This is a genomic window from Achromobacter sp. MYb9, from assembly GCF_002975275.1.
Classification (GTDB): Bacteria; Pseudomonadota; Gammaproteobacteria; order Burkholderiales; family Burkholderiaceae_B; genus Achromobacter.
The window spans coordinates 1-23,303 of sequence record NZ_PCOQ01000007.1 but is presented as its reverse complement, the minus strand read 5'-3'; the positions used below and the strand labels follow the sequence as shown (position 1 = coordinate 23,303).

Below are 23,303 nucleotides of genomic sequence, written 5' to 3'. Positions count from 1 at the left end.
GGTAGACTTGCCTCCATTGCTGCGTCCCCGACGCCAGCCGACACGACACACCGCCACGACGCGCGCGCTGCCCCCAGGAGTCCCCATGTCATTGGAAAAGAACTACACCGCCATTCTCGAAGCACTAGGGGAAGACCCGTCCCGTGAAGGGCTGGCCGATACGCCGGCCCGCGCGGCCAAGGCCATGCGCCACCTGTGCCGCGGTTACGGCCAGAACCTGGACGAAATCGTCAACGGCGCGCTGTTCACGTCGGATACCCGTGAAATCGTGCTGGTCAAGAACATCGAGCTTTACTCGCTGTGCGAACACCACATGCTGCCCTTCATCGGCAAGGCGCACGTAGCCTACCTGCCGGCCGGCCGCGTCCTGGGCCTGTCCAAGGTGGCGCGCATCGTCGAGATGTACGCCCGCCGCCTGCAAATCCAGGAAAACCTCAGCCGCCAGATCGCCGAAGCCGTCCAGACCGTCACGGGCGCGGCGGGTGTGGCCGTCGTCATCGAAGCCCAGCACATGTGCATGATGATGCGTGGCGTGGAAAAGCAGAACTCGTCCATGGTCACGTCCGTGATGCTGGGTGAATTCCACGACAACCCGTCGACCCGGGCCGAATTCCTCAGCCTCATCCGATAGCAGGACCGCCGCCCTTCTTTTGGCGCATATCGCGGGCCCGCCCGCTGCGACGACGATGCCGGTACACGGCACCGCCGACGCGGCAGGCGGGCCCGGCCGCTTTGGGCCCCGGGGGGTTTGGCTCCTACTGATCCAGGCATCTGGCCCTAGCGTTCTGGTCCCATCCGGGCAAACTGGCACCCAGCAAGCCGGTTGCGCCGGGGCGCGGCCGCTCTCTCTCGGAGACCACCATGAACGCGATATTCCGCCACATCCGCCGCTGCACCCTTGCCGGCCTGGCCGCCGCGCTGCTGGCCGCACCCGCCTACGCCCAGACCAAGCTGGTTGTGGGCTACCAGCTGATCGTGGGGCCGTTCCTGTCCGCCATCGCCGACGGCAGCTTCGACACCGCCCTGAAAGAGGCCGGCTACCAGGTCGACTGGCGGCAGTTCACGTCCGGCGGCGACATCTCCACCGCGCTGGCCTCCGGCAACGTGCCGGTCGGCGTCCTGGGATCCACCGGCATCACCTCGGCGTCCACCCGGGGCGTGGACATGCAGTTGTTCTGGGTCCTGGACAACATCGGAAAATCCGAAGCGCTGGTTGCCCGCAACGGTTCCGGCATCAACAGCACCGCCGACCTGAAAGGCAAGCGCGTGGCCACGCCGTTCGTGTCGACCTCGCACTTCCATCTGCTGGTGGGCCTGGAGCAGGTCTGGAAGATCGCGCCGCGCGACGTGCGCATCCTGAACATGCAGCCCCCGCAGATCGTGGCGGCCTGGCAGCGCGGCGACATCGATGCCGCCTATGTCTGGCCGCCCGCGTTGACTGAAATCGCCAAGAGCGGAAAGATCATCGCCGACTCCCAGCAGATCGGGGCCGCCAGCGTGCCGACCTTCGACGGCATCGTGGTGGATCGCGCCTGGGCCGCCAAGCATCCCAAGTTCATGGCCGCCTTTACCGGCGTGCTGGCCAAGTCCTACGCCGACTATCGCGCCAACGGCGCCAAGTGGACCGCCGAATCGCCTCAGGTCAAAGGCATCGTGCGCCTCATCGGCGGCAAGCCGGACGACGTCGTCGAAGCGCTGGGCCTGCTGGTGTTCCCCACCGCGCAGGAACAAGCCTCGAACGAATGGTTGGGCGGCGGCAAGGAATCGGGCGCGGGGCGGGCCTTTGCGGCAAGCGCCACGTTCCTGAAGGACCAGAAGCAGATCGACCGCGCGCTGGCCGACTACAGCCCGCACGTCACCGACCAGTACGCGAAAGCCGCGGCCAAGTAAGCGGCCCGGCGCGCCTGAAGGGGAGCCCGCATGACCATGCCGTCCACCTCCGCCGCGCAGCGGCTATGCGCGGAACAAGTCAGCGTCACCTATCCCGGCCTGCACGATAGCGGGCCGGTGATTGCGCTGCAGAACGTCAACCTGACCATCCAGCCCGGCGAATTCGTCGTGGCGCTGGGCGCCTCGGGCTGCGGCAAGACCACCTTGCTAAGCCTGCTGGCCGGATTCCTGTCGCCCACCGAGGGGGAAATCACGCTGGGCGGCCAGCCCATCGTCGGCCCCGGCGCCGACCGCGGCGTCGTCTTCCAGAAGCACGCCCTGCTGCCCTGGCTGAACGTGCTGGAGAACACCGAGTTCGGACTGAAGCTTCAAGGCGTGGACAAAGAGACGCGCCGCGCCCGCGCCCGCCGCAACCTGGAACTGGTGGGGTTGCAGGATTTTCACCGCCACATGATCTATCAGTTGTCCGGCGGCATGCAGCAGCGCGTGGGCATCGCGCGCGCGCTGACCTGCGACCCCGCCATGCTGTTGATGGACGAGCCGATGGCGGCGCTGGACGCGCTGACGCGCGAAACCATCCAGGAGCTGCTGCTGGATATCTGGCGGCAGACCAGCAAGATGTTCTTCTTCATCACCCATAGCGTGGAAGAGGCGCTCTTCCTGGGGTCGCGGCTGATCGTCATGTCGCCTCGCCCGGGCCGCATCACGCACACCTTCACGCCGGACTTCAACCGGCGCTACCTGGAGACCCGCGATGGCCGTGGCATCAAATCCAGTCCCGACTTCATCGCCATGCGCGAACAAGTCCTTGGCATCATCTACGGCGACGAGCGCGCCGCCGCCTCGCCCGAAGTCGTCCATGTCTAGGAACCGGTCCGGGCATAAGCCCGCGACGCCGGGGATGGTCTACGGCGCGCCGGGCGCCGGCTACAGCGGGCACATCAGCCTTATCACCAGCCTGGCGCTGATCGCCCTGTGGTTCCTGGTGACCAGCGCCGGCTGGGTGCGGCCGCTGTTCCTGCCGTCCCCGATTGCCGTGTACGACAAGTTCGTGTCGGCCATGACGGACGGCGTCGCCAATTCCACCCTGGCCGAACATGCGCTGGCCAGCCTGACGCGCGTCTTCGGCGCCTTCTTCCTGGCCTGCCTGACCGCCATTCCCGTCGGCATCCTGATGGGCGTAAACCGCTATGCGCGCGGCATCTTCGACCCGCCCATCGAGTTCTACCGCCCGTTGCCGCCGCTGGCCTATCTGCCGCTGATCATCATCTGGTTCGGCATCGGCGAGTTTCCGAAGATCCTGCTGATTTATCTGGCCATCTTCGCGCCCATGGCGATCGCCGCCCGCGCCGGGGTGCGGTCGGTCTCCATCGAGCAGATCCATGCCGCCTACGCGATGGGCGGCACGCGAATGCAGATTGTCTGGCACGTGATCCTGAAGGCGGCCATGCCCGAGATCTTCACCGGCATGCGTATCGGCATCGGGGTGGGATGGACCACGCTGGTCGCCGCCGAAATGGTGGCCGCCGACCGGGGCCTGGGATTCATGGTGCTGAACGCCGCCCAATTCCTGGCCAGCGACACCGTCATCATGGGCATTATCGTGATCGGCGTGTTCGCCTTCGCCTTCGACTTGCTGGTGCGCTACCTGGAGAAATTCGCCATCCCCTGGAAGGGACGCATCTAAGACGTTTCCAACAGGGCAATCCCCCATTTCTTCGCCCTGGCGGCTCCTCTATCCTGAGGCTCAGATCCGGAACCCGACCCCGCACGCGTCCTGCGCCGGGGTCCCGCATCGCCTTCACAAGGAGCCGTCATGTCCAGCCAGGCCTCGATGCTCAAGCCTGTGTTGTGGGAACGCCTGTTTGAAAGGGAAAGCGCGCCCAACCTCAGCCTGCAGGGCCGCGTGCGCCAGATGCTGGTATCGGCCATCCTCAGCGGCCATCTGCCCCCCGGCATGCCGGTGCCGTCCAGCCGGCAACTGGCCGACCAGTTGCGCATCGCGCGCAACACCGTCGTTTTCGCGTATCAACAACTGGTCAGCGAGGGATACCTGGTGTCGCGCGAACGCAGCGGCCACTTTGTGTGCGATTCCGTCATGCAGGGGCATCCCGGTTCCGCCTCCGATGCCGCCCCCGCCGCGCCGCTGACCGATGCGCCCGATCCGCGGCGCGTACGGTGGGACGAACGGCTGCGCTTCCGGCCATCGCGGCAACGCAACATCACCAAGCCGCAAGACTGGCAGAAACAGCCCTACCCCTTCGTATACGGCCAGTTCGACCCCGACCTGTTTCCCACGGCCGAATGGCGCGAATGCTGCATCAAGGCGCTGTCCGTGCTGGACATCCGCAGCTGGGCGCCCGACCTCATCACCCACGACGACCCGACCCTGATCGAGCAGATCCGCACCCAGGTGCTGCCGCGCCGTGGCGTCTGGGCCGACGCCGAGGAAATCGTCATCACCGTCGGTGCGCAACATGCGCTTTATCTGCTGGCCGACCTGCTCGTCAACGACGACACCGTGGTCGGCATGGAAGACCCCGGGTATCCCGATGCCCGCAATATCTTCGCCAGCCACACCCGCAACCTGCTGCCGTTGCCCGTGGACGAACGCGGCCTGTGCACGGGCACGCACCTCCTGGGCTGTGACTACGTCTTCGTCACGCCCGGCCACCAATGCCCCACCACGGTCACGCTGGCGCTGGAGCGTCGCGAAAGCCTGCTGGCCTTGGCGCGCCAGGCCGACAGCATGATCATCGAAGACGATTTCGAAAGCGAAAGCCGTTGGGGCGAAGGCGCGATCCCCGCGCTCAAAAGCCTGGACCGCGACGGCCGCGTCATCTACGTCGGCAGCCTGGCCAAATCGTTCGCGCCGGGCCTGCGCATCGGCTATATCGTTGCCCCGCGCGAACTGACGAGCGAACTGCGGGCCCTGCGCCGGCTGATGCTGCGCCACCCGTCGGCCTATATCCAGCGCGCCTTCTCGCTGTTCATTTCGCTGGGCCATCACCATTCCCTGCTGCGCAAGCAGTCGCAGGCCTACCAGAAGCGCGGCGCCGAGCTGGCGCAGGCCCTGGCGCGGCACCTGCCCGACTTCAAGGCGATTCCCATCACGGGGTCATCGTCCTGCTGGTTGGCCGGCCCGCCGTGGCTGGATGCCGCCGCGCTATCCGAAGCCGCGCTGGCGGAAGGCGTGGTCGTAGAGCCGGGGAACGTGTTTTTCATGAATGGCGCCGACGCGCCGCGCAACTACCTGCGCGTGGGCTTCACGTCGATCCGGCCCGAACATATCGGGCCGGGGATCGAAAAGCTGGCGCAGGTGGTGCACCGTTACCGCCTGCGCACAGCCGCGTAGGCGGCCCCTAACGCCCGTTTGAAGTCCAGGGCTACAGGTGTTCGTCCCGCAGGTGGTACCAGCGGTACAGCAGGCCCTGGCCGATCCGGCGGAACGGCGCGAACAAGTGCCCGGGCAGCGGCGAATCGTAGATGGGCAGGTCCCAGGCCAGGCCATCCTTGCCCATCATCCGTTCGGCCAGCCGCCTGCCCGCGTGGGCCGAAAACGCCACCCCATTGCCGCCATAGCCGAACGCGTAGTACACGGGCAGCGCCGGATCCGGCTGCGTCACGCGCGGCATCATGTCGTGGCTGACGTCCACCCAGCCCCACCAGGAATACGCGACGTCCACGCCGCGCAACGACGGGAATTTGCGCGCCAGGCCTTCACGCAGCAACGCCAGATGGCGGGGGTGCTCGGCATCGGCGCCGCGTAGCGCGCTGCGGCTGCCAATCTGCATGCGGCCGTCCGGCAGCAAACGGTAGTAGAAGCGCAGGGTGCGGGTATCGGTGATGAATACGGTGCTCTTCAACCCCGCCGCCTCGCGTTCGGCCGGCGACAGCACCCGCGTCACCAGCGAATTCGACAGCACCGGCATGATGCGGTTGTCCAGCAAGGGGTTCACGCCCTGCGCGGTGTAGCCGCCGGTCGCGAACGCCACGCGGCGCGCGCGCACCACGCCCCCCGGCGTCTCCAGCAGGATGACGCCGTTTTCCTTGCGCCAGCCCAGCACGGGGCTGGATGGATGCACGCGCACACCCAGCGCCCGCGCCTGGCGCAGGTAGCCATAGGCCAGCTTCAGCGGGTGCACGCCCACGCCATCGGGCTCGTGCATGGCGCCGACCGCTTCATGGTCGTCGACATAGCGTTCACGCAGTTCGGCCTTGCCAAGCATCCTGGCGTCGTAGCCGAACACCTCGCGCATCACGCGAGCCTCGTTCTCCAGGAACCCCATCTTCTTCTGGCGATGCGCCGTGTACAGATGGCCGCCCGGCTGCGCATCGCAGTCCACCTGCGCGACCAGGCTCTTCCAGTATTCGAAACCCTCGCGGATTTCCGCATCCAGGCGGCGGGCGGTGTCCAGCCCCCAGCGCTCGATCCATTGCGAACGGTACAGGCGGCCCGATGCGTTCTGCCCCTGGCCGCCGTTGCGGCTGGTGCAGCCCCAGACGACGCGGTTGGCTTCCAGCACCACCGCCCGCACGCCGAAGTCGCGCGCCAGGGTCAACGCGGCCGACAGGCCGGTGAAGCCCGAGCCAACGATGACCATGTCGGCATCGACATCGCCCTGGATCGGGCCGTCGTCCTCGGGCGGATCGCCAGCGCTGGCGACCCAATAGGTCGGCGCATAGTCCTGGCCCCGGCCTGGCGGGGACACCAGCGGGTCATAGGTCGGGTTGTAGGCGTTGGCCCCTGGGGTGGCCGCACGGGGCGGGCGTGAGGTGTCGAAGGGCATTTGGGTATCCATGCTTCGAATCCGTGTCCTGGGTGTTTCCGGAAAGATCCCGGAGTGCTTCCGAGGCCCGAGGCGGGGCCTCAGGCACGGGCCGGCAAAGCCGGGCGCTGCTTGCGGAACGCGTTCTTGACGCGGATCTTGCCGTCCTGGAACGTGAAGACGTCGACCATGTCGGCCTCCACTCTTGATCCATCGGCGGCGGTGCCGGTGAACGTGCATTCGGATACGCCGCGATCACCCGCCACCCAATGCCGGCCGTGGTTCCATTGCGCATCCGGAAAGTTCTTCCAGGCGGCGGCGAAGGCCGTGCGGACGGCCTGCGTGCCGGTGTGCCGGCTGCCGCACGCATCCGGACCGCCCACGGTCTCGAACACGCAGTCCTCGCTCATGAAACTCATCAAGGCATCGATATCGTGGCGGTTCCATGCGGCCGCGAATTCGGCCAGCATCTCCACGGTGACGGTCTTGTGCATTGCCTACCCTCCAATAGACGCCAGCGCGGCATGCGCCTGCGTACAGGATCCAAGGTACGAGAGCGGTCCGGCAGGGTCTAGAACCAGAAACGGGAAATCGCTTGCACCAGTCACGGGGCCGTGGCGGGCGTGAGCAATGCGGACACTTGCCGCGGATCGATGGCGTCGCGCAAGCCGATGAACACCAACCCCGGTGCGTCCAGACCATCAGGCGGCGCCGCCTGCGTGTCATACCGCACGCGGCGGCCCGCCCACTGCACCAGCACCAGCCCGTGCCGGTCCGTGCGCACCCACCCCTTCGCCCTTAACAACTGCCGGGGCATTTGCCGAAGCTGCCCCGCCAGCCAGTCGGCGTTCAGCGTGCCGGGTGCCTGCCAGAGCCAGCTCTGAAACGGATGGTCGGGGTTCGCCTGTGGCATCGCGCAATGATGCGCCGCGTGGCCGCAACCGGCATGCCCGCAATCATGGACGGACGCGCCCGGCAAGGCCTCGCCGGACAGATAACGCAGATCGACGCGCCCTTCCCGGGTGTCGACCATGGCGGCGCCTTGCGTCATGCCACGCAGCCACTCGCGCACCCGCCCCAGGTCTTCCGGCGTGACGAGGTCGGTCTTGTTCAGCACCAGCAGATCGGCCGCCCGCAATTGCCGCGCGACGGTATCGCTTAACAGGGGATCATCGGCCAGGGCCCGCACGTTCGCGGCGTCCACCAGCACCACCACGCCCTCCAACTGCAGCAGCGGGTCGCACATGCCAACCTGTGCGATGCGCGACGGGTCCGACACCCCGCTGGCCTCGATCACGATCCATTCCGGCGGCGGGTCCAACGCCAGCACGCGCGCCAGCGCATCGTCCAGGCCGCCGGCCATCGAACAGCAGACGCAGCCATTGGCCAATCGGATCACCTCGTCCGCGCGCTGCGCAATCAGGCCGGCATCGACGTCGATCGGACCGAAGTCGTTGACCAGCACCGCCGCCCGGCGGCGGCTGGCGCTAAGCACATGATTCAACAGCGTGGTCTTGCCCGCCCCCAAGAAGCCGCCCACGACGGTCAGCGGGATGCGCGCCGCGCCGATGGCGGCCATGTCAGGCGCCCTCCAGCGCCAGCGGCCGCCCGCCGATAACGGTGCCCCGCACGGCGATGTCTTTCAACTGGTCGGCGGGCACCGTCGCAGGATCGTCTTCCAGCACGCAGAAGTCCGCGTACTTGCCCACTTCTATCGAGCCGACCAGATGATCCATGTGCAGGGTGTAGGCCGCGCCCAACGTGACGGCATGCAGCGCCGCGTCCACGCTGATCCGCTCGGACTCGCCCAGCACCCGGCCGGAGGCGGTCAGGCGGTTGGCTGCGCACCAGGCGGTGAACAACGGGCCCAGCGGCGTGATGGGGGCATCGGAGTGGATCGAAAACGGCACGCCCGCCCGCGCCGCCGAGGCGCAGGCGTCCATGCGGTTGGCGCGGTCCGGCCCCATGGTGAGCGCGTAATGGGCGTCGCCCCAATAGTAGATGTGGTTGGCGAACAGGTTGGCGCACATGCCCAGGCTGGCCATCCGCCGGAACTGCGCCGCGTCGGCCATCTGGCAATGCTGCAGCGTGTGCCGGTGATCGCGACGCGGCGTGCGGCGCAGGGCCAGGTCCACGGCATCGATCGCACGTTGCGTCGCTTCGTCGCCGTTGGTGTGGATATGCAGCTGCACGCCCGCGTCGTGATAGGCCTGGACGGTGGCGTCCAGTTCGGCAGGCGCGATAACCCAGATGCCGTTGGGCGCGCCGTTGTAGTAGCCCGGCCAGCGCACCCGGGCGGTGAAGCCCTGGATCGACCCGTCCACCACCAGCTTGACCATGCCCAGATGCAGCTTGTCGTGGTTCAGCCGCTTGGCCGCCGCCAGCTTCTCCAGGCAGCGCGCCGGATCGCCCGCGTAGGTCAGCGCAGAGGCGGCGGGCACGATGCGCACGGGATAATCGGCTTCGGCCGTAATGCGCGCCAGCGTCGCCACGCCTTCGTCGCCCAGTTCATTGACCAGGTCCGTCGCGGTGGTCACGCCCGCCCACTGCGCCACCTTGCCGAACATGCGCAGCCCGTCTTCCGACAGCCCCACCGTGCGGAACGGGCTGCCGATCAGGCGCATGACCGGGAACATGGCGGCAAATTCGCAAAGCTCGCCGCTGGGCCGGCCGTCTTCCAAACGCGTCACGCCTTCGATGTCGGTGTCGCGGTCGATGCCGGCGCGCGCGAGCATCGGTGTATTCACATTCATCAAATGCATGCTGGCGTGCATGATGACGATGGGCCGTTCGGGCGACACGCGGTCCAGGTCCTGGACGCGCATCCGTTGGCCGTCGAAGAAGATCGGATCAAACCCCCAGCCGATCAGGGTTTCGCCCGCCGGCAGGCTGCGTTCGGCCTCGCGCAGGCGGTCGGCGACCGCGTCAAAGCTCTTCAGCCCGCTCCACAGGCGGCCATCGGGCCCGCGGCGGTCGTAGTAGCCCACGTACACGAATTTCCACATGCCGCCTTCGGGCAAGTGGCAATGCCCCTCGACCAGTCCAGGCATCAGCACCCTGTTCGCATACCGGTCATCCACGTCGGCCGGCCCCCAGCCGGCCAGGTCCTCCCGGCTGCCCACGCCCAGGATGCGGCCGTCCCGCACGGCGACGTGCGTGGCGCGCGGCTGGGCCGGATTCATGGTCAGGATGCTGCGGGCGGCGTAGATCGTCGTATTGCCTTCGGGCCGGGTCATCGCGGGTTCCTTATGATGGTTGGGATCAGCCCGCAAGCGGCGCGACCAGCGCGCCATCGCGGACCGTTACGAAATGGCAGGCGACACGGTGGCCGGGCACCACCTCGCGCAATTCGGGCTCGCGCAAGGAACAGTCGGGCTGCGCGGCCGGGCAACGCCCAGCGAAACGACAGCCCGGTGGCGGGTTCACCGGGCTGGGCGGGTCGCCCATCAGCCGCACGCGGCGGGCGGCGGATTCGCGGCCGCCCTTTACCGTGGGCACGGCCGACATCAGCGCCACGCTGTACGGATGCAGCGGGCGTGTGAAAAAGGCGCGACGCGACGCCTGTTCAATGATCTTGCCCAGGTACATCACCGCGATGTCGTCGCAGATGTGCTCGACCACGGCCATGTCGTGCGAAATGAACAGGAACGATTGCCCCTGCTCGCGCTGGATCCGGCGCAGCAGGTTCAGGATCTGCGCCCGGATGGCGATATCCAGCGCCGACACGGGTTCGTCGCAGACGATCAGGTCGGGTGCGCTGGCCAGTGCCCGCGCCACGTTCAGGCGCTGCCGCTGGCCACCGGAAAACTGGTGCGGAAACAGCTGGCGCTGTTCGGGGCGCAGGCCGACCAGCTCGAACATCTTGGCGACGCGCGCTTCACGCCCGCCGGGTGGGTCGATGCGCATCAGGTCCAGCGGCGCCCGCACGATGTCCTCGGCGCGCTGGCGCGGATTCAGCGACGAATACGGGTCCTGGAACACCAGTTGCAGCCGGCGGCGCATCTGCCGCAACGACGATCCGTTCAGGGCGGTCAGGTCCGTTCCGTCGAAATGGATGGCGCCCGAAGTCGGGTCCGCCAGCCGCAACACCGACAGAGCCGTCGTGGTTTTGCCAGAGCCGGACTCGCCCACGATCGCCAGCGTGCGCCCGCGCGCCAGATCGAACGACACGCCGTCGACGGCCTTGACCACCACGGGTTTACCGTCGCGGCTCTTGCCACCCACCGGGAAATGCACGGCCAGGTTCCGGACCGACAGCAATGCGGGAACGTGCGGCTGCGCCATCATGCAGTCTCCTGATAGAGCCAACAGGCCACGTCCTGGCCCTCGGCCACGCGCGCCAATGGCGGGAACTCGGTCCGACAGCGCGCAAGCGACTGGCTGCAACGGTCCAGAAAGGGGCACCCCACGCCGCGGTCCCACACGGACGGCACCACGCCCGGGATCTCGGGCAGGTCCGGGCGGATATCGTCCGGCTCGCGGTCCAGTTCGGGCAGGCAGGCGATCAGCCCTTGGGTGTACGGATGGCGCGGATGCGACAGGATCTGCCGCACGCCGCCCTGCTCCACCACGCGCCCGCCATACATGACCACGACGCGATCGGCCATCTCGGACACCGCGCCCATGTCGTGCGTGATCAGCAGCACGGCGGTGCCGCGCCGCGCCTGCTGCTCGCGCAGCAGATCGAATATTTGTGCCTGCACGGTGACGTCCAGCGCCGTGGTGGGTTCGTCCGCGATCAGCACGTCAGGGTCGCACGCCAGCGCGATGGCGATCATCACCCGCTGGCGCATGCCGCCCGACATCTGATGCGGATAATCGTCCACGCGCCGCTCGGGCACGGGGATGCCCACCGACTTCAGCATGTCGATGGCGCGCGCGCGGGCGTCCGCTTTGCTCAGCCCCTGGTGCAGCCGCAAGGGCTCGGCGATCTGGTCGCCGACCGTGTAGACGGGATTCAGCGCGGTCATGGGTTCCTGAAAGATCATTGAGATCTTGTTGCCGCGCACGCGCCGCATCGCCTCGTCGTCGTGCAGCGCCAGATCCGCGCCCGACAACCGGACGCGGCCCGCGCCGATCCGGCCCAGCGCGGGAATCAGCCGCATGATGGCCAGCGCCGTCATGCTCTTGCCGCAACCGGACTCGCCCACCAGGCACAGGGTCTCGCCGGCGCGCAGCTCGAAGCTGACCTGGCTCAATACCTCCGCCACCCGGCCGCGCGCGCGAAACTCCAGGCTGAGCGACTCGACTTCCAGGGCGGGGACTTCCAGGCGCGCGTTCATGACCGCCCCCGCGACGTGGGGTTCAACGCATCGTTCAGCCCGTCGCCGATCAGGCTGACGGCCAGCACGGTCAGGAAGATGGCTGCGCCGGGCAAGGTCACGGCCCACCAGGCCGTCAGGATGTACGGACGATTGCTGCCGATCATCAGCCCCCAGCTCATGATGTTGGGATCGCCCAGCCCCAGAAACGACAGGCCCGCCTCGAACAGGATCGCCGTGCCGATGGCCAGCGTGGCAGACACGATCAGCGGCGCCAGCGCATTGGGCAGGATCACCCGCCAGATGATGCGCGCATCGCTCGCCCCGATCACGCGTTCGGCCAGCACGTATTCGCGCCGTTTCAAACGCAGGAATTCGCCCCGCGCCAGCCGCGCGGTGCCCGTCCAGCTGACTACGCCGATCGCCACGGCAATGGTGGCCAGCGACGGCGTGAACAGCGTCACCAGCACCATGGCGAAGAGCAAGGTGGGCAGCACCTGGAAGAACTCGGTAATACGCATCAGTGTTTCGTCGACCCAGCCGCCGTAGTAGCCGGCCAGCGCGCCGACCGTCAGGCCGATGGCCATCGACAGCACCGCGGCCACCACCCCCACCAGCAGGGTCGCCCGCCCGCCATAGACCATGCCGGTCAGCACGTCGCGGCCCAGGTAGTCGGTGCCCAGCAGCCTCTCGCCGCCGGGGGGATCCATCGGCGCGCTGGCGATTTCAAATGGATCCGCCTGCATCAGCATCGGCCCGAAGATCGTCACCGCCAGGATGAGCGTCAACAGCAGCACGCCGAAAACCGCCGACGGATTGCGGACGAACACCCGCAGGGCCTCGTAAGACTGCTTGGCCGGCGCGCGCGACGGCGTGGCCGCCACGGTGGCAAGGGGAATGACGGAAGGCGCTTGGCTCATGATGTCTTGATCCTGGGATCGATCAGGCGGTACGCCAGATCCGTTAGCTGATTCATCACCACAACGAGAAGCGACGCGAACAGCAGAATGCCCAGCAGCGTCGGATAATCCCGCCGAAGCACCGAGTCGAACGCCAGCCGCCCCAGGCCGGGCCAATTGAAGACCGTCTCGACCAGGATCGCGCCGGCCAGCACGTTGCCGAACTGCAGGCCCAGCATCGTCACCACCGGCAGCACGCCGTTGCGCAGGGCATGCTTGTACAGGACCGAACGTTCAGGCAAGCCTTTGGCGCGCGCCGTGCGGATGTAGTCGGCGGACAGCGCCTCCATGACGCTGGCCCGCGCCAGGCGGCTGTACTGCGCCAGATAGACGAACGCCAGCGTGAACGCCGGCAGCACCAGGTGATGCAGCACGTCTCGCACCCCCGCCCAGCCGTCTTGCGGACCGCCCGCCGAGCGCATGTCGGACACCGGGAAGATCGGCAATGCGGATGCGAACAGGATGATGAGGATGATGCCCGTCCAGAACACGGGCGCCGAATACCCCACGACCGACAGCAGCGTGATGCCCTGCGACAGGGGCCCGTTCGGCTTCCTGGCGGCCAGCGTGCCCAGCAGCGTGCCCACGATGAACGCGCTGAACACCGACGTCACCACCAGCAGCAGCGTGGCGGGCACGCGTTCCCAGATCAGGTGCGCCACCGGCACGTTGAAGAAGTAGGAATAGCCCAGATCGCCCCTCAGCACCTGCGCCAGGTACAGGCCCAGTTGCACCAGGAAAGGCTTGTCCAGCCCGTACTGCGTGCGCAACTGCGCCCGCAAGTCTTCGCTGATGCCGCCCATGGAACCCGCGATGGTCTCGACGGGATCGCCGGGCGAGATGTGGATCAACAGGAAGTTCAGTGTCACCACGGCCAGCAACAGCAAGCCCGCGTAGGCAAGGCGACGCAAGAGAAAACGCAGCATGGCAGCCTCGTCTTATTGCAGGTAGACATCGTCCAGCGGCGACAGCACGCCCCAGATCCCGTCTGGCATGCCATGCACTTTCTTGGACGTCAGGGTGTGGTACGGAATGACCGTCAGGAAATCGATCGGTACATCCTCGGTCACCAGGCGCTGGAACTCGGCGTACTGCGCGCGCCGCTTTTCCACGTCGGTCTCCATGCCCGCTTGCGCCAGCAGCGCATCGACCTTCGGGTTGGCGTAGGACTGCGTATTGGTCCAGATGATGTCGCGGATATTGGTCGACAGGTAAGTGCGGTGCACGCCAATGACCGGGTCGCCCCAGTTGAAGACGATGTCCGTCGTCATGTCGAAATCATGGCTGGCGATGCGCTTGGCCCAGGTCGGGAAATCGGGCGAGGCGCGAACCTGCACCGCGATGCCCACCTTCTTCAGCTGGCTGCGCAGGTACTCCGCCACGTTCTTGCCCTGCACGTCCGAACCCGGCATGTAGTCGACCGTCAGCGTCAGGCGCTCGCCCTTGGCATCTTTCTTGAACCCGGCCTCTTCCAGCAACTGCTCCGACTTCTTCAGATCAAGCGGGTACTTCTTCACGTCGGGCGTCGCGAAGGGGCTGGTGCCGACGATGGGCCCGTCGGCGGGCTTGGCGAAGCCGGCATTCAACGCCTTGGTGATGAAACCCTTGTCGGTCGCATACGCAATGGCCTGCCGCACGCGCACATCGTTCAACGGCTTGCGCGCGGTATTGAAAGCCAGCCAGCTCAACGCGCCGATGCCTTCGTAACCTTGGTTGGTCATGACGATGGCGGCGTTTTCCTTGGCGCGGCGCAAGATGGTCGGCTCGGTCATGAAGGGCAACACCCCGATGTCCCCGCGCTCAAGTCCGATCAACAGATTGGTGGCATCCGGATTGATCTTCACCACAATGCGATCCAGATAAGGCTTTCCCGGCAGGAAGAACTTGTCAAAGCGTTCCAGCACGATCTCTTGCCCCGGCTTGAACTCCTTGAACTTGAACGGCCCGGAACCCACCACATCCGTCGAATTCCGGGGATGGGTCTTGATATCCTGGCCGTCGTCGTAGATGTGCTTGGGCAGCACCGGCATCAGCGCCGGAGACAACGCCAGGAGAATCGCCGGATGCGGTTGGCTCATGCGCAGCACGGCCGTGTAGGGGTCGGGCGTGTCCACGGTTTGCACCGGCGCGAACATCGTCTGGAACGGGTGGTTGTTCTTGACCGCCATGACCGAAAATGCAACATCCGCCGATGTGACGGGCTTGCCGTCATGGAACACGGCGTCCTTGCGCAGATGCAGGGTCAGGGACTTGCCGTCGGGCGCCAGTTCCCAGGATTCGGCCAGGTAGGGTTGCGGCTTCCAGTCGGCGTCGTAGCGCAACGGGCTGGCAAAGAGCTGCGCGCTGGGCAAGGCCGTCGCGGTGCCCGATTGCACCGCGCCGTTCAGGTGCCGCGGCACCTGCGTGGACCCCACCACCAGCGTGCCGCCGGGTTTGGGCGCATCCGCCGCGACGGCGCCACCCGCCATCGCCATCACCGCCAGAATCGTTGCAAAGCCTTGTCTTGCGCTGCGCATGATTTTTCCCTTGATGTGTTTGCCGCCAGGCCATTCATTGGATGGCTTTCACACTAGCGTAGCGATCCCATGGACCAAGCCTTAGTACCAAACGGCCAGAGTCTTTGGTGCCAGCGTGGCCACGGGCAGGCTCAAGAAAGGCGGGCAGGGTTCGCGGCGACCGCGCGCGCATACAGGACCGCCACCGCGCAGCTATTGACCCGCGCCTGCATGGAGTCGGACCGGCTTGTCAGCAGCACCGGCACGCGCGTGCCCAGGACCAGCCCGGCCGTCCCCGCGCCCGCCAGCCAGGTCAGTTCCTTGTAGAGCATGTTGCCGGCTTCGATGTCCGGCACCAGCAAGATGTCGGCATCACCGGCCACGCGCGACACGATGCCCTTCTGCTCCGCGGCGTCGCGCGAGATCGCGTTGTCGAACGCCAACGGCCCGTCGATATCGCCCCCGCGGATCTGCTGGCGATCGGCCATTTTCGACAGCGCGGCGGCGTCCAGCGTGGCGGGCATCGACGGATTGACGGATTCGGTGGCGCACAACACGGCAAGCTTCGGACGCGGCACGCCCAACGCCCGCGCCAGATCGATGGCGTTCTGGGCGATGTCCGCCTTTTCCTGCAAGGAGGGGGCAATGTTGACGGCCGCGTCCGTCAGGATGAACCACTTGGGATACGCCTCGACCGCCATGACAAAAGCGTGGCTGATGCGGCGCTCGGTGCGCAGCCCGGACTCGCGCGACACCACGGCCGACATGAAGTGGTCCGTGTGCAGGCTGCCTTTCATCAGCATGCCGACGGCGCCGTCGCGCGCCAACGCCGCGGCAGCGCGCGCGGCAAGCTTCTCGTCGTCCGGGGTGTCCACGATCTCCACCCCGCCGGGGCTTACGCCCATCTCGGCCAGCAGGGCCGCGATGCGGCGCGCCGGGCCCACCAGCACCGGGTCGATGTAGCCGGCGTCCCGCGCCTGGATCGCCGCGCCCAGGCTCGACGGACACAAGGGATAAGCCACTGCGGTACGCTGCCGCCCGGCCAATAGCGCGGCATCGCGCAGGGGTTCGAACAATCGGTCGATTGCCATGGGTACGTGCTCCTGCCGCGGATGTCCGCAAGGTCAGCGGGGATGCTTGCGGCGCGGCGCCCGCCGCGCCGCAAGCATCGGTCAACCCTTGACGGGTTCGATCGACAGCGGCACTTCGCCTGAATGGAACGGCTGGTTCACGTACTGCTTGTACTTGTCCAGCAAGCGCAGCGGCTGCTTGAGCGCGTCGCGCCGGAACGGGTCGCCCAGCTCCTGGCTGACCATCATCTCCAGCACGGTGGTCTTGCCTTCCGACTGCGCCTTGCATGCCGCCTGCAACGCGGCGCCAACCTGATCGGCGTGTTCGACGCGGATGCCTTCGGCGCCCATTGCCCGCGCCAGTTCGGCGAAGTTAGGGTTGAGCAGGTTGCTGCCCACGAATCGGCGCCCGTAGAAGTCCACCTGATTCTTCTTTTCCGCGCCCCACTGCCCGTTATGGAACACCACGGCGGTCACCGGAATCTTCTCGCGCACGCAGGTCAGCAATTCCTGGAAGCTCATGCACCAGGCGCCGTCGCCCACATAGGCCACCGCCGGGCGGTCCGGGCGCCCCAGCTTGGCGCCGATCAGCGCGGGCAGCGCATAGCCGCAATTGCCGAAACTCATCGCGGCCAGCATGGAGTTGGGCTCATCGAAACGCAGATAGCTGTTGGAGACCGAGCAGATGTTGCCGATGTCGGTGGACACCATCACATGCTTGGGCATCGCGCGTTCCAGCTCGCGCAGCATGCGGCGCGGGTGCATGCGGCCGCCGCCCTGTTCGATGATGTCCAGGCTCCAGTCATCGCGTTCGTGCGACCACCCGTCCAGTTCCTTTTCCCATTCGGCCTTCTGCGAGGCGATCTGGTCGCCACGCGCCGCCTTGGTACGGGTGCTGGCCACCTCGCGGCCCTTCAGCTTGGCGGTCAGCGCCGCGGCGGCGGGCCGCGCGTCGCCGCAGATGCCGACCGACACCGGACGCACCAGGCCCAGCATGCGGTGGTCGGCGTCCACCTGGATGATGCGCGCGCCTTGCGGCCAATAGTCCAGGCCGTGCTGCGGCAAGGTGCCGAAGGGTCCCAACCGCGTGCCCAGCGCCAGCACCACGTCGGCTTGCGACAGCAACTTCATGCCGGCCTTGGCGCCTTGGTAGCCCAACGGCCCGCACCACAACGGATGACTGGCGGGGAAGGCGTCGTTATGTAGATAACTGGTCACGACCGGCGCGCCCAGCAGTTCGGCCAAGGCCACGCATTCGGCCTGGCCTTCCGAGAACAGCACGCCGCCACCGGCCACGATGACCGGGAACTTGGCCTCGGCCAACAGTCGGGCCGCCGCTTCCAGGTCTTCTTCCGAGCCCGGCCCGCGACGGATACGGCGCGGTTCGGGGATGGCCACGTCGATCTCGCCATAGAAATAGTCGCGCGGAATGTTCAACTGCGCCGGGCCGCGCTCGGCCAACGCGGTGTCGAAGGCCTTGGCCGTGAATTCCGCCATGCGATCCGGACGATTCACGTGCGCCTGGTACTTGGTGATGCGGGAAAAAATGGGCAGTTGTTCGGTCTCCTGGAAGCCGCCCAGGCCCATGCCGGACGTGCCGGTCTCGGGCGTGATCGCCACCACCGGGCTGTGCGCCCAGTACGCCGCAGCCACCCCCGTCACGAAGTTGGTGATGCCGGGGCCGTTCTGCGCGATGCACACGCCGTGGCGGCCGGTCACGCGCGAGTAGCCGTCCGCCATGTGCGCGGCGCCCTGCTCGTGCACCGTGGGCACGAAGCGGATGCCTGCGGCGGGAAACAGGTCCAGCGCATCCATGAAGGCCGAACCGACAATGCCGAATACGTCTTTGACGCCCTGCGCGACCAGCGTTTCGACAAAGGCTTCGCTGGGGGTCATGTGTTGCTTGCTGCTCATGTCTCTCTCCTGGCAGGCCGGCGCTTGTGTGATTGCATCGTGGCCGGGGTGAATCGATACTGCCGGAGAAAACCCGCCCGTCCCACCCCCTGGCGTTTCATTTTCTGCAAAATCCGTGCGACGATAGGTCGTTGGCCGCCGAATCTTCAAATATTGAAAGATGAAAGACGAATCCTCCGCCGCTTTGCGCGCGCTGACCTTGCTGGAACAGGTCGCCCGATCCGAAACCCCCGTATCGTTGGCCGCGCTGACCGACGCCACCGGCCTGCCCAAGCCGTCCGTGCTGCGCATCCTGACGCGGCTGGTCGAAGCCGGCATGCTGCTGCGCGAGCCCGCCGGCAAAAGCTATGTCAGCGGCCCGCGGCTAAGCGCCCTGGCACGCGAAACCCTGCTGAATTCGCCGTTGCGCGGGGAGCGCCATCGCATCCTGGACAGCCTGGTCGATGAAATCGGCGAAACCTGCAACTGCACCATGCTGGATGGCGACGAAGTCATCTATCTGGATCGGGTGGAAACGGCCTGGCCGCTGCGCGTGAACCTGCAGACGGGCTCGCGGGTGCCGCTGCACTGTTCGGCCAGCGGCAAGCTGTTCCTGGCCCACATGCGGCGCGAATCGCGCGCGCGCCTGCTGGCCGCCGCCCCCTTGCCGCGCTACACGCCCAACACCCTGTGCGACGTCGCCTCGCTTGAGCAGGAGTTGCGCGCCATCAAGAAGGAAGGCGCCAGCTTCGACCGCGAGGAGTTCCTGCTGGGCATCGTCTGCATGGCCGTGCCCATCCTGCATGGTCCACGCGTCATCGCCGCCGTCGCGCTGCACGCGCCGGTGGCCCGGTTGTCCATCGACGGCGCGCGAGCCTGGCTGCCGCGCATGCAGGAAGCGGCCCGAGCGCTGGCCGGCACATACGAACCGCAGCCGTAAGCGCAACGGGCGCCAAGGCCGGGCACGATGATGCGCGCGCCCGGCAACGTTATCGGTCCCTGTTTTTTATGCCGCGCCGGCTTGCCTTGCGACGGCCGGGCCGGGGCCAGGGCTTACACTGTCGGTCGACTCAGTTTTTCGCGTTTTTTGCGATCCCCTTATTGTGACCCACACGCCCTTCTCCTCCCTGCCCCTCTTGCCCGCCCTGCTCGACAACCTGCAAAGCCTGGGGTTCGAGCAAATGACGCCCATCCAGGCGCAAAGCCTGCCGCTTATCCTGGAAGGCCGCGACATCATCGCGCAGGCCAAGACCGGCAGCGGCAAGACCGCGGCGTTCGGCCTGGGCGTACTGCAAAAGCTGGACGCAAGCCAGTTGACGCCCCAGGCGCTGCTGGTGTGCCCCACCCGCGAACTGGCCGACCAGGTGGCGCAGGAACTGCGCCGGCTGGCGCGCCTGATCCCGAACGTCAAGATCTTGACTCTGTGCGGTGGCGCGGCCGCCCGCCCCCAGGCCGAATCGCTGGCGCGCGGCGCCCACCTGGTCGTCGGCACGCCCGGCCGCATCCAGGATCACCTGACGCGCGGCAGCCTGGACTTGTCCGGCCTGACCACGCTGGTGCTGGATGAAGCCGACCGCATGGTCGACATGGGCTTCTACGACGACATCGTCGCCATCGCCTCGCACTGCCCGGCCAAGCGCCAGACGCTGCTGTTTTCGGCCACCTACCCGGACAACATCCGCAAACTCAGCGCCCGCTTCCTGCGCAACCCCGCCGAAGTCAAGGTAGAGGCGCAGCACGACGCCAGCCGCATCGAGCAGATCTTCTACGAGATCGACGGCAAAGACCGCCTGGATGCCGTGGCCCGCCTGCTGGCGCATTTCCGTCCGGTTTCCACGTTGGCCTTCTGCAACACCAAGGTTCGCAGCCATGACCTGGTCGAACGACTGCAGGCCGACGGCATCAGCGCCCAAGCCCTGAACGGCGACCTGGAACAGCGCGAGCGCGACGAGATCCTGATCCAGTTCGCCAACCAGAGCTGCGCCGTGCTGGTCGCCACCGACGTCGCCGCCCGCGGGCTGGACATCCAGAACCTGGGCGCCGTCATCAACGTGGACGTCACCAAGGACACCGAAGTGCACGTTCACCGCATCGGCCGTAGCGGCCGGGGCGACCAGAAGGGCCTGGCGCTCAGCCTGTGTTCGCCCGACGAAATGCGTTGGGCCAACCTGGTCGAGCAATACCAGGGCTCGCCCCTGAAGTGGGGCGACATCAAATCCCTGAAGCCCAAGGCGGATCGCCCCCTGCGCGCGCCGATGGTCACGCTGTGCATCCAGGGCGGCAAGAAAGACAAGCTGCGCCCGGGCGACTTGCTGGGCGCCCTGACGGGCGATGGCGGGCTGACCTTCGAACAGGTCGGCAAGATCAACATCACTGAATTCAATTCCTACGTTGCGCTGGACCGCCAGATCGCCAAGCAGGTGTTCTCGCGCGTGTCCAACAGCAACATCAAGGGCCGCCGCTTCCGCATGCGGTTCCTTGAAGAATTCTGATTGCTGCCGGGTCAGGTTTTTTTACGGTGAAGCGGTAGAAAGACCGCGATGATTGCTTGATGATTTTGCTCGGGTTTTGCCATAATGGCCCCGCCCTGCCCGGCGTTTCCGCTTCCATCGCGGCGCGCCGGCTGCGGAACCAAAGGTCAACGGCGTGCTCCAACGAGCCGCTGTCCCCTTAACCATCACAAGAGAAATCCACCATGCTCAAGTCCGACGATACCGGCAAGCTGATCCTGCGCCTGACCCTCGGCATTCTGATTCTGCTACATGGCCTGTCCAAATTGATGGGCGGCGGCGTCACCGGCATCAGCGGCATGCTGTCGTCGCACGGGCTGCCCGGCTTTTTGGCCTATGGCGTCTATATCGGCGAGATCATCGCGCCGGTACTGCTCATCATCGGCGTCTACACCCGTCTGGGCGGCCTGGTGATCGCCGTCAATATGGTGGTTGCGATCATGCTGGCCCATACCGGCCAGTTGGGCAGCATCACCAACAACGGCGGCTGGGCCCTGGAACTGCAAGGCATGTTCCTCTTCACCGCCCTGGCCATCGCCTTCATGGGCGCCGGCCGCTTCAGCCTGGCCGGCAACGGCGGCCGCTGGAACTGACACGCGGGACCGCCTGGCGCCGGTTGACGGCGCCAGGCACGAAAAACGGGGTCGCTCAGGCGGCCCCGTGGCTTTTCCAGCAGAGATTGATACGAACGACATGCGCTGTCACTCAGGCGCAAACATCCGTCACCTGAAAGCTGTTTCGGAACGATTACAGGCGCGAACTCGGGCCTGAGGGTATGGCCTAATCCGTATCAGCGCATCAGGCACTGCATCGCACGCCCGGCGCTGGTTTGGAGTGACCAAAATGAAGAAGCGTCTGCTGGTGGTCCTGGCAATAGCCAGTTCGTTGGCGGGATGCGTGGTGGTCCCGGCCCGCCCGGGCTACTACCGCCCGGCCCCCGTCTATTACACGCCGCACTACTATTACCCGGCGTATCCCGCCCCGCATTATTACTATCGCGGATATTGATCCTCGCCACCGAGGCGATCAGGAACAGCCATGACATACTCCGTCCGGATTTCCCGCGTGCGGCCCTTGGCCACCGCAGCGCTGCTGGCAGCCTGTGCCAGCGCGGCGGCGCAGACCTACGCCCCGCCGCCCCCGCCCGAGGCGCCCGCCGCCCCGGCCTATGACGGCAGCGACCCCGCCAATGTCAACCTGGCGCTGGTGGACCGCAGCCCGGAACCCCCGCCGCCCCTGCCCGTCTACGTGCAGCCGCCCGCGCCCGCCGACGGCTACATGTGGGTGCCCGGCTACTGGAGCCGCAACCGCTACGGCTTTTTCTGGGTACCCGGCGCCTGGGTGATGGCTCCCTACAACGGCGCGCTCTGGACGCCTGGGTACTGGGGTTTCGTGAACGGCCTGTATATCTGGAACGCCGGCTATTGGGGGCCCCACGTGGGGTTCTATGGCGGCATCAACTATGGCTTCGGCTATGTCGGCATCGGCTACGTCGGCGGCTATTGGAAACGCGACCGCTTCTACTACAACCGGTCGGTGACCAACGTGAACGTCACCCGCGTGACCAATGTCTACAACCACACCGTCATCGTCAATAACGTCGACAATCGTCGCGTCAGCTACCACGGCGGCCCCGATGGCATCCGCCGCAGCGCCGACCCGCGTGAGCTCGCCGCCCGCAAGGACCGCCACGCGCCGCCCACCGACATCCAGCGCGGTTTCGTGCGCGATGCCGGCAACAACCGCGCGCAGTTCTACGAACACAACAAGGGCCGTCCGCCCCAGGCGTTCGTTGACCATCCGAACAACAATGGCCGTCCGTCCGACTCGCAGCGCCCCGACATGCAACGCCCCGGCGGGGATGGACGCCCGGGGAACGGGCGGGATCAAGGGCACGACAATCGCCAGGGCGCCGGCGCGCCCAATGGTGCGCCCGCTTCCAATATGACCGGCGGCCCCAACGCCGGGCGCGGCCAGAATGGCAATCAGAACGGACGGCCCGGCTCGGACGGCCGACCCGGCGACGCCACGCCGCAGCGCGGCCCGCAACAGAATCCGGGGCAGACCGTCACGGGCACTTCGCGCCCCCAATCGCCAGCGCCGCAGCAGGCGCGGGATCCCGGGCGGGATCAGCAGCAACAGCAACAACGCGCACAGCAGCAGCAAGCCCGCGATCAACAAAGCCGCGAACAGCAAGCGCAACAGGCGGCGCGGCAGCAACAAGACCGCGACCAGCAACAGCAGGCACGGCAAGCGCGCGAGCAACAACAGGCGCGTCAGCAGCAGGCGCGCGAATCACAGCAACAGCAAGCGCGCGAACAGCAGCATCAACAGCGCCAGCAGGCGCAGCAACAAGCCCAGCAGCAAGCACGCCAGCAGGCTTCGCCCCGGCCTGAGAACCGCCCCCCGCAACAAGGCGGTGGAGGCGGTGGAGGTGGAGGTGGAGGCGGTGGAGC

General features: G+C 66.7%; 21 protein-coding genes. 10 read left to right on the top strand and 11 right to left on the bottom strand.

The annotated features are described in order from the left end of the window. The first annotated feature begins 85 nt into the window (after nt 1-85). The 5 genes from folE to CQ050_RS12440 all read left to right on the top strand — a co-directional run bounded on the left by folE (nt 86) and on the right by CQ050_RS12440 (nt 5,245). On the top strand, nt 86-631 hold the full coding sequence (gene folE / locus CQ050_RS12460; RefSeq protein WP_105557148.1) for a GTP cyclohydrolase I FolE: 546 nt from the start codon (nt 86-88) through the stop codon (nt 629-631). Between the two features lie 230 nt (nt 632-861). Beyond that, nucleotides 862-1,890: a taurine ABC transporter substrate-binding protein gene (gene tauA, locus CQ050_RS12455; RefSeq protein ID WP_105557147.1), complete on the top strand. Its 1,029-nt coding sequence runs from the start codon at nt 862-864 to the stop codon at nt 1,888-1,890. Nucleotides 1,891-1,920: 30 nt separating this feature from the next. Next, a complete protein-coding gene (locus CQ050_RS12450) occupies nt 1,921-2,757 on the top strand; it encodes a taurine ABC transporter ATP-binding protein (RefSeq protein WP_105557146.1) in 837 nt (278 codons plus the stop codon). Then, on the top strand, nt 2,750-3,577 hold the full coding sequence (locus CQ050_RS12445) for an ABC transporter permease subunit (protein ID WP_105557145.1): 828 nt from the start codon (nt 2,750-2,752) through the stop codon (nt 3,575-3,577). Before CQ050_RS12450 ends, CQ050_RS12445 begins: the two co-directional genes overlap by 8 nt. Before the next feature lie 129 nt (nt 3,578-3,706). Continuing rightward, the gene (locus CQ050_RS12440) at nt 3,707-5,245 is read left to right on the top strand and encodes a PLP-dependent aminotransferase family protein (RefSeq protein WP_105557144.1); all 1,539 of its coding nucleotides are present in this window, start codon (nt 3,707-3,709) and stop codon (nt 5,243-5,245) included. Between the two features lie 31 nt (nt 5,246-5,276). Here CQ050_RS12440 and CQ050_RS12435 read toward each other — a convergent pair whose 3' ends face one another. The 11 genes from CQ050_RS12435 to xsc form a co-directional block, all read right to left on the bottom strand. After that, nucleotides 5,277-6,692, bottom strand: coding sequence for an FAD-binding oxidoreductase (locus CQ050_RS12435; protein ID WP_105557143.1), 1,416 nt, complete (start codon nt 6,690-6,692; stop codon nt 5,277-5,279). Between the two features lie 68 nt (nt 6,693-6,760). Beyond that, nucleotides 6,761-7,153 (bottom strand): nuclear transport factor 2 family protein, encoded by a 393-nt coding sequence (locus CQ050_RS12430; RefSeq protein WP_105557142.1) that lies wholly within the window; start codon nt 7,151-7,153, stop codon nt 6,761-6,763. A gap of 110 nt (nt 7,154-7,263) precedes the next feature. Then, a complete protein-coding gene (locus CQ050_RS12425) occupies nt 7,264-8,238 on the bottom strand; it encodes a GTP-binding protein (protein WP_105557141.1) in 975 nt (324 codons plus the stop codon). Between the two features lies 1 nt (nt 8,239). Next, entirely contained in the window at nt 8,240-9,895 is a 1,656-nt protein-coding gene (locus tag CQ050_RS12420) for an amidohydrolase (RefSeq protein ID WP_105557336.1), read from the bottom strand. A gap of 25 nt (nt 9,896-9,920) precedes the next feature. Further along, a complete protein-coding gene (locus CQ050_RS12415) occupies nt 9,921-10,946 on the bottom strand; it encodes an ABC transporter ATP-binding protein (RefSeq protein ID WP_199196800.1) in 1,026 nt (341 codons plus the stop codon). After that, nucleotides 10,943-11,941, bottom strand: coding sequence for an ABC transporter ATP-binding protein (locus tag CQ050_RS12410; protein ID WP_105557140.1), 999 nt, complete (start codon nt 11,939-11,941; stop codon nt 10,943-10,945). Before CQ050_RS12410 ends, CQ050_RS12415 begins: the two co-directional genes overlap by 4 nt. Continuing rightward, a complete protein-coding gene (locus tag CQ050_RS12405; RefSeq protein ID WP_105557139.1) occupies nt 11,938-12,840 on the bottom strand; it encodes an ABC transporter permease in 903 nt (300 codons plus the stop codon). The genes CQ050_RS12410 and CQ050_RS12405 overlap by 4 nt, the downstream gene beginning before the upstream one ends. Then, nucleotides 12,837-13,805 (bottom strand): ABC transporter permease, encoded by a 969-nt coding sequence (locus CQ050_RS12400; RefSeq protein ID WP_105557138.1) that lies wholly within the window; start codon nt 13,803-13,805, stop codon nt 12,837-12,839. The genes CQ050_RS12405 and CQ050_RS12400 overlap by 4 nt, the downstream gene beginning before the upstream one ends. Nucleotides 13,806-13,817: 12 nt before the next feature. Next, entirely contained in the window at nt 13,818-15,395 is a 1,578-nt protein-coding gene (locus tag CQ050_RS12395) for an ABC transporter substrate-binding protein (protein WP_105557137.1), read from the bottom strand. 131 nt (nt 15,396-15,526) lie between these two features. After that, a complete protein-coding gene (locus CQ050_RS12390) occupies nt 15,527-16,465 on the bottom strand; it encodes a bifunctional enoyl-CoA hydratase/phosphate acetyltransferase (RefSeq protein ID WP_105557136.1) in 939 nt (312 codons plus the stop codon). An 81-nt stretch (nt 16,466-16,546) separates the two neighbouring features. Continuing rightward, nucleotides 16,547-18,358: a sulfoacetaldehyde acetyltransferase gene (xsc, locus tag CQ050_RS12385; RefSeq protein ID WP_105557135.1), complete on the bottom strand. Its 1,812-nt coding sequence runs from the start codon at nt 18,356-18,358 to the stop codon at nt 16,547-16,549. Nucleotides 18,359-18,518: 160 nt separating this feature from the next. Here xsc and CQ050_RS12380 point away from each other — a divergent pair, with 160 nt between their 5' ends. The 5 genes from CQ050_RS12380 to CQ050_RS12365 all read left to right on the top strand — a co-directional run. Further along, nucleotides 18,519-19,277 carry an IclR family transcriptional regulator gene (locus tag CQ050_RS12380; protein ID WP_105557134.1) on the top strand — a complete coding sequence of 253 codons (759 nt, stop codon included), beginning with the start codon at nt 18,519-18,521 and terminating at the stop codon, nt 19,275-19,277. Nucleotides 19,278-19,440: 163 nt separating this feature from the next. Further along, nucleotides 19,441-20,829 (top strand): ATP-dependent RNA helicase DbpA, encoded by a 1,389-nt coding sequence (gene dbpA / locus CQ050_RS12375; protein ID WP_105557133.1) that lies wholly within the window; start codon nt 19,441-19,443, stop codon nt 20,827-20,829. Nucleotides 20,830-21,032: 203 nt separating this feature from the next. After that, a complete protein-coding gene (locus tag CQ050_RS12370) occupies nt 21,033-21,440 on the top strand; it encodes a DoxX family protein (RefSeq protein WP_105557132.1) in 408 nt (135 codons plus the stop codon). Between the two features lie 250 nt (nt 21,441-21,690). Continuing rightward, nucleotides 21,691-21,855, top strand: coding sequence for a hypothetical protein (locus CQ050_RS30960; protein ID WP_199196799.1), 165 nt, complete (start codon nt 21,691-21,693; stop codon nt 21,853-21,855). 30 nt (nt 21,856-21,885) lie between these two features. After that, nucleotides 21,886-23,303: BcpO-related WXXGXW repeat protein (locus tag CQ050_RS12365; RefSeq protein ID WP_105557334.1), on the top strand; the 1,418-nt coding region annotated here is incomplete at its 3' end.

What these genes read in the sequence shown, in the direction of transcription:
- CQ050_RS12445 (WP_105557145.1), top strand. Translation starts at nt 2,750, where the DNA reads ATGTCTAGGAACCGGTCCGGGCATAAGCCCGCGACGCCGGGGATGGTC.
- CQ050_RS12435 (WP_105557143.1), bottom strand. Translation starts at nt 6,692, where the DNA reads ATGGATACCCAAATGCCCTTCGACACCTCACGCCCGCCCCGTGCGGCC.
- CQ050_RS12405 (WP_105557139.1), bottom strand. Translation starts at nt 12,840, where the DNA reads ATGAGCCAAGCGCCTTCCGTCATTCCCCTTGCCACCGTGGCGGCCACG.
- CQ050_RS12395 (WP_105557137.1), bottom strand. Translation starts at nt 15,395, where the DNA reads ATGCGCAGCGCAAGACAAGGCTTTGCAACGATTCTGGCGGTGATGGCG.
- CQ050_RS12420 (WP_105557336.1), bottom strand. Translation starts at nt 9,895, where the DNA reads ATGACCCGGCCCGAAGGCAATACGACGATCTACGCCGCCCGCAGCATC.
- tauA (WP_105557147.1), top strand. Translation starts at nt 862, where the DNA reads ATGAACGCGATATTCCGCCACATCCGCCGCTGCACCCTTGCCGGCCTG.
- folE (WP_105557148.1), top strand. Translation starts at nt 86, where the DNA reads ATGTCATTGGAAAAGAACTACACCGCCATTCTCGAAGCACTAGGGGAA.
- CQ050_RS30960 (WP_199196799.1), top strand. Translation starts at nt 21,691, where the DNA reads ATGAAGAAGCGTCTGCTGGTGGTCCTGGCAATAGCCAGTTCGTTGGCG.
- CQ050_RS12370 (WP_105557132.1), top strand. Translation starts at nt 21,033, where the DNA reads ATGCTCAAGTCCGACGATACCGGCAAGCTGATCCTGCGCCTGACCCTC.
- CQ050_RS12400 (WP_105557138.1), bottom strand. Translation starts at nt 13,805, where the DNA reads ATGCTGCGTTTTCTCTTGCGTCGCCTTGCCTACGCGGGCTTGCTGTTG.
- CQ050_RS12380 (WP_105557134.1), top strand. Translation starts at nt 18,519, where the DNA reads ATGAAAGACGAATCCTCCGCCGCTTTGCGCGCGCTGACCTTGCTGGAA.
- CQ050_RS12440 (WP_105557144.1), top strand. Translation starts at nt 3,707, where the DNA reads ATGTCCAGCCAGGCCTCGATGCTCAAGCCTGTGTTGTGGGAACGCCTG.
- CQ050_RS12430 (WP_105557142.1), bottom strand. Translation starts at nt 7,153, where the DNA reads ATGCACAAGACCGTCACCGTGGAGATGCTGGCCGAATTCGCGGCCGCA.
- CQ050_RS12450 (WP_105557146.1), top strand. Translation starts at nt 1,921, where the DNA reads ATGACCATGCCGTCCACCTCCGCCGCGCAGCGGCTATGCGCGGAACAA.
- CQ050_RS12410 (WP_105557140.1), bottom strand. Translation starts at nt 11,941, where the DNA reads ATGAACGCGCGCCTGGAAGTCCCCGCCCTGGAAGTCGAGTCGCTCAGC.
- CQ050_RS12415 (WP_199196800.1), bottom strand. Translation starts at nt 10,946, where the DNA reads ATGATGGCGCAGCCGCACGTTCCCGCATTGCTGTCGGTCCGGAACCTG.
- xsc (WP_105557135.1), bottom strand. Translation starts at nt 18,358, where the DNA reads ATGAGCAGCAAGCAACACATGACCCCCAGCGAAGCCTTTGTCGAAACG.
- CQ050_RS12425 (WP_105557141.1), bottom strand. Translation starts at nt 8,238, where the DNA reads ATGGCCGCCATCGGCGCGGCGCGCATCCCGCTGACCGTCGTGGGCGGC.
- CQ050_RS12390 (WP_105557136.1), bottom strand. Translation starts at nt 16,465, where the DNA reads ATGGCAATCGACCGATTGTTCGAACCCCTGCGCGATGCCGCGCTATTG.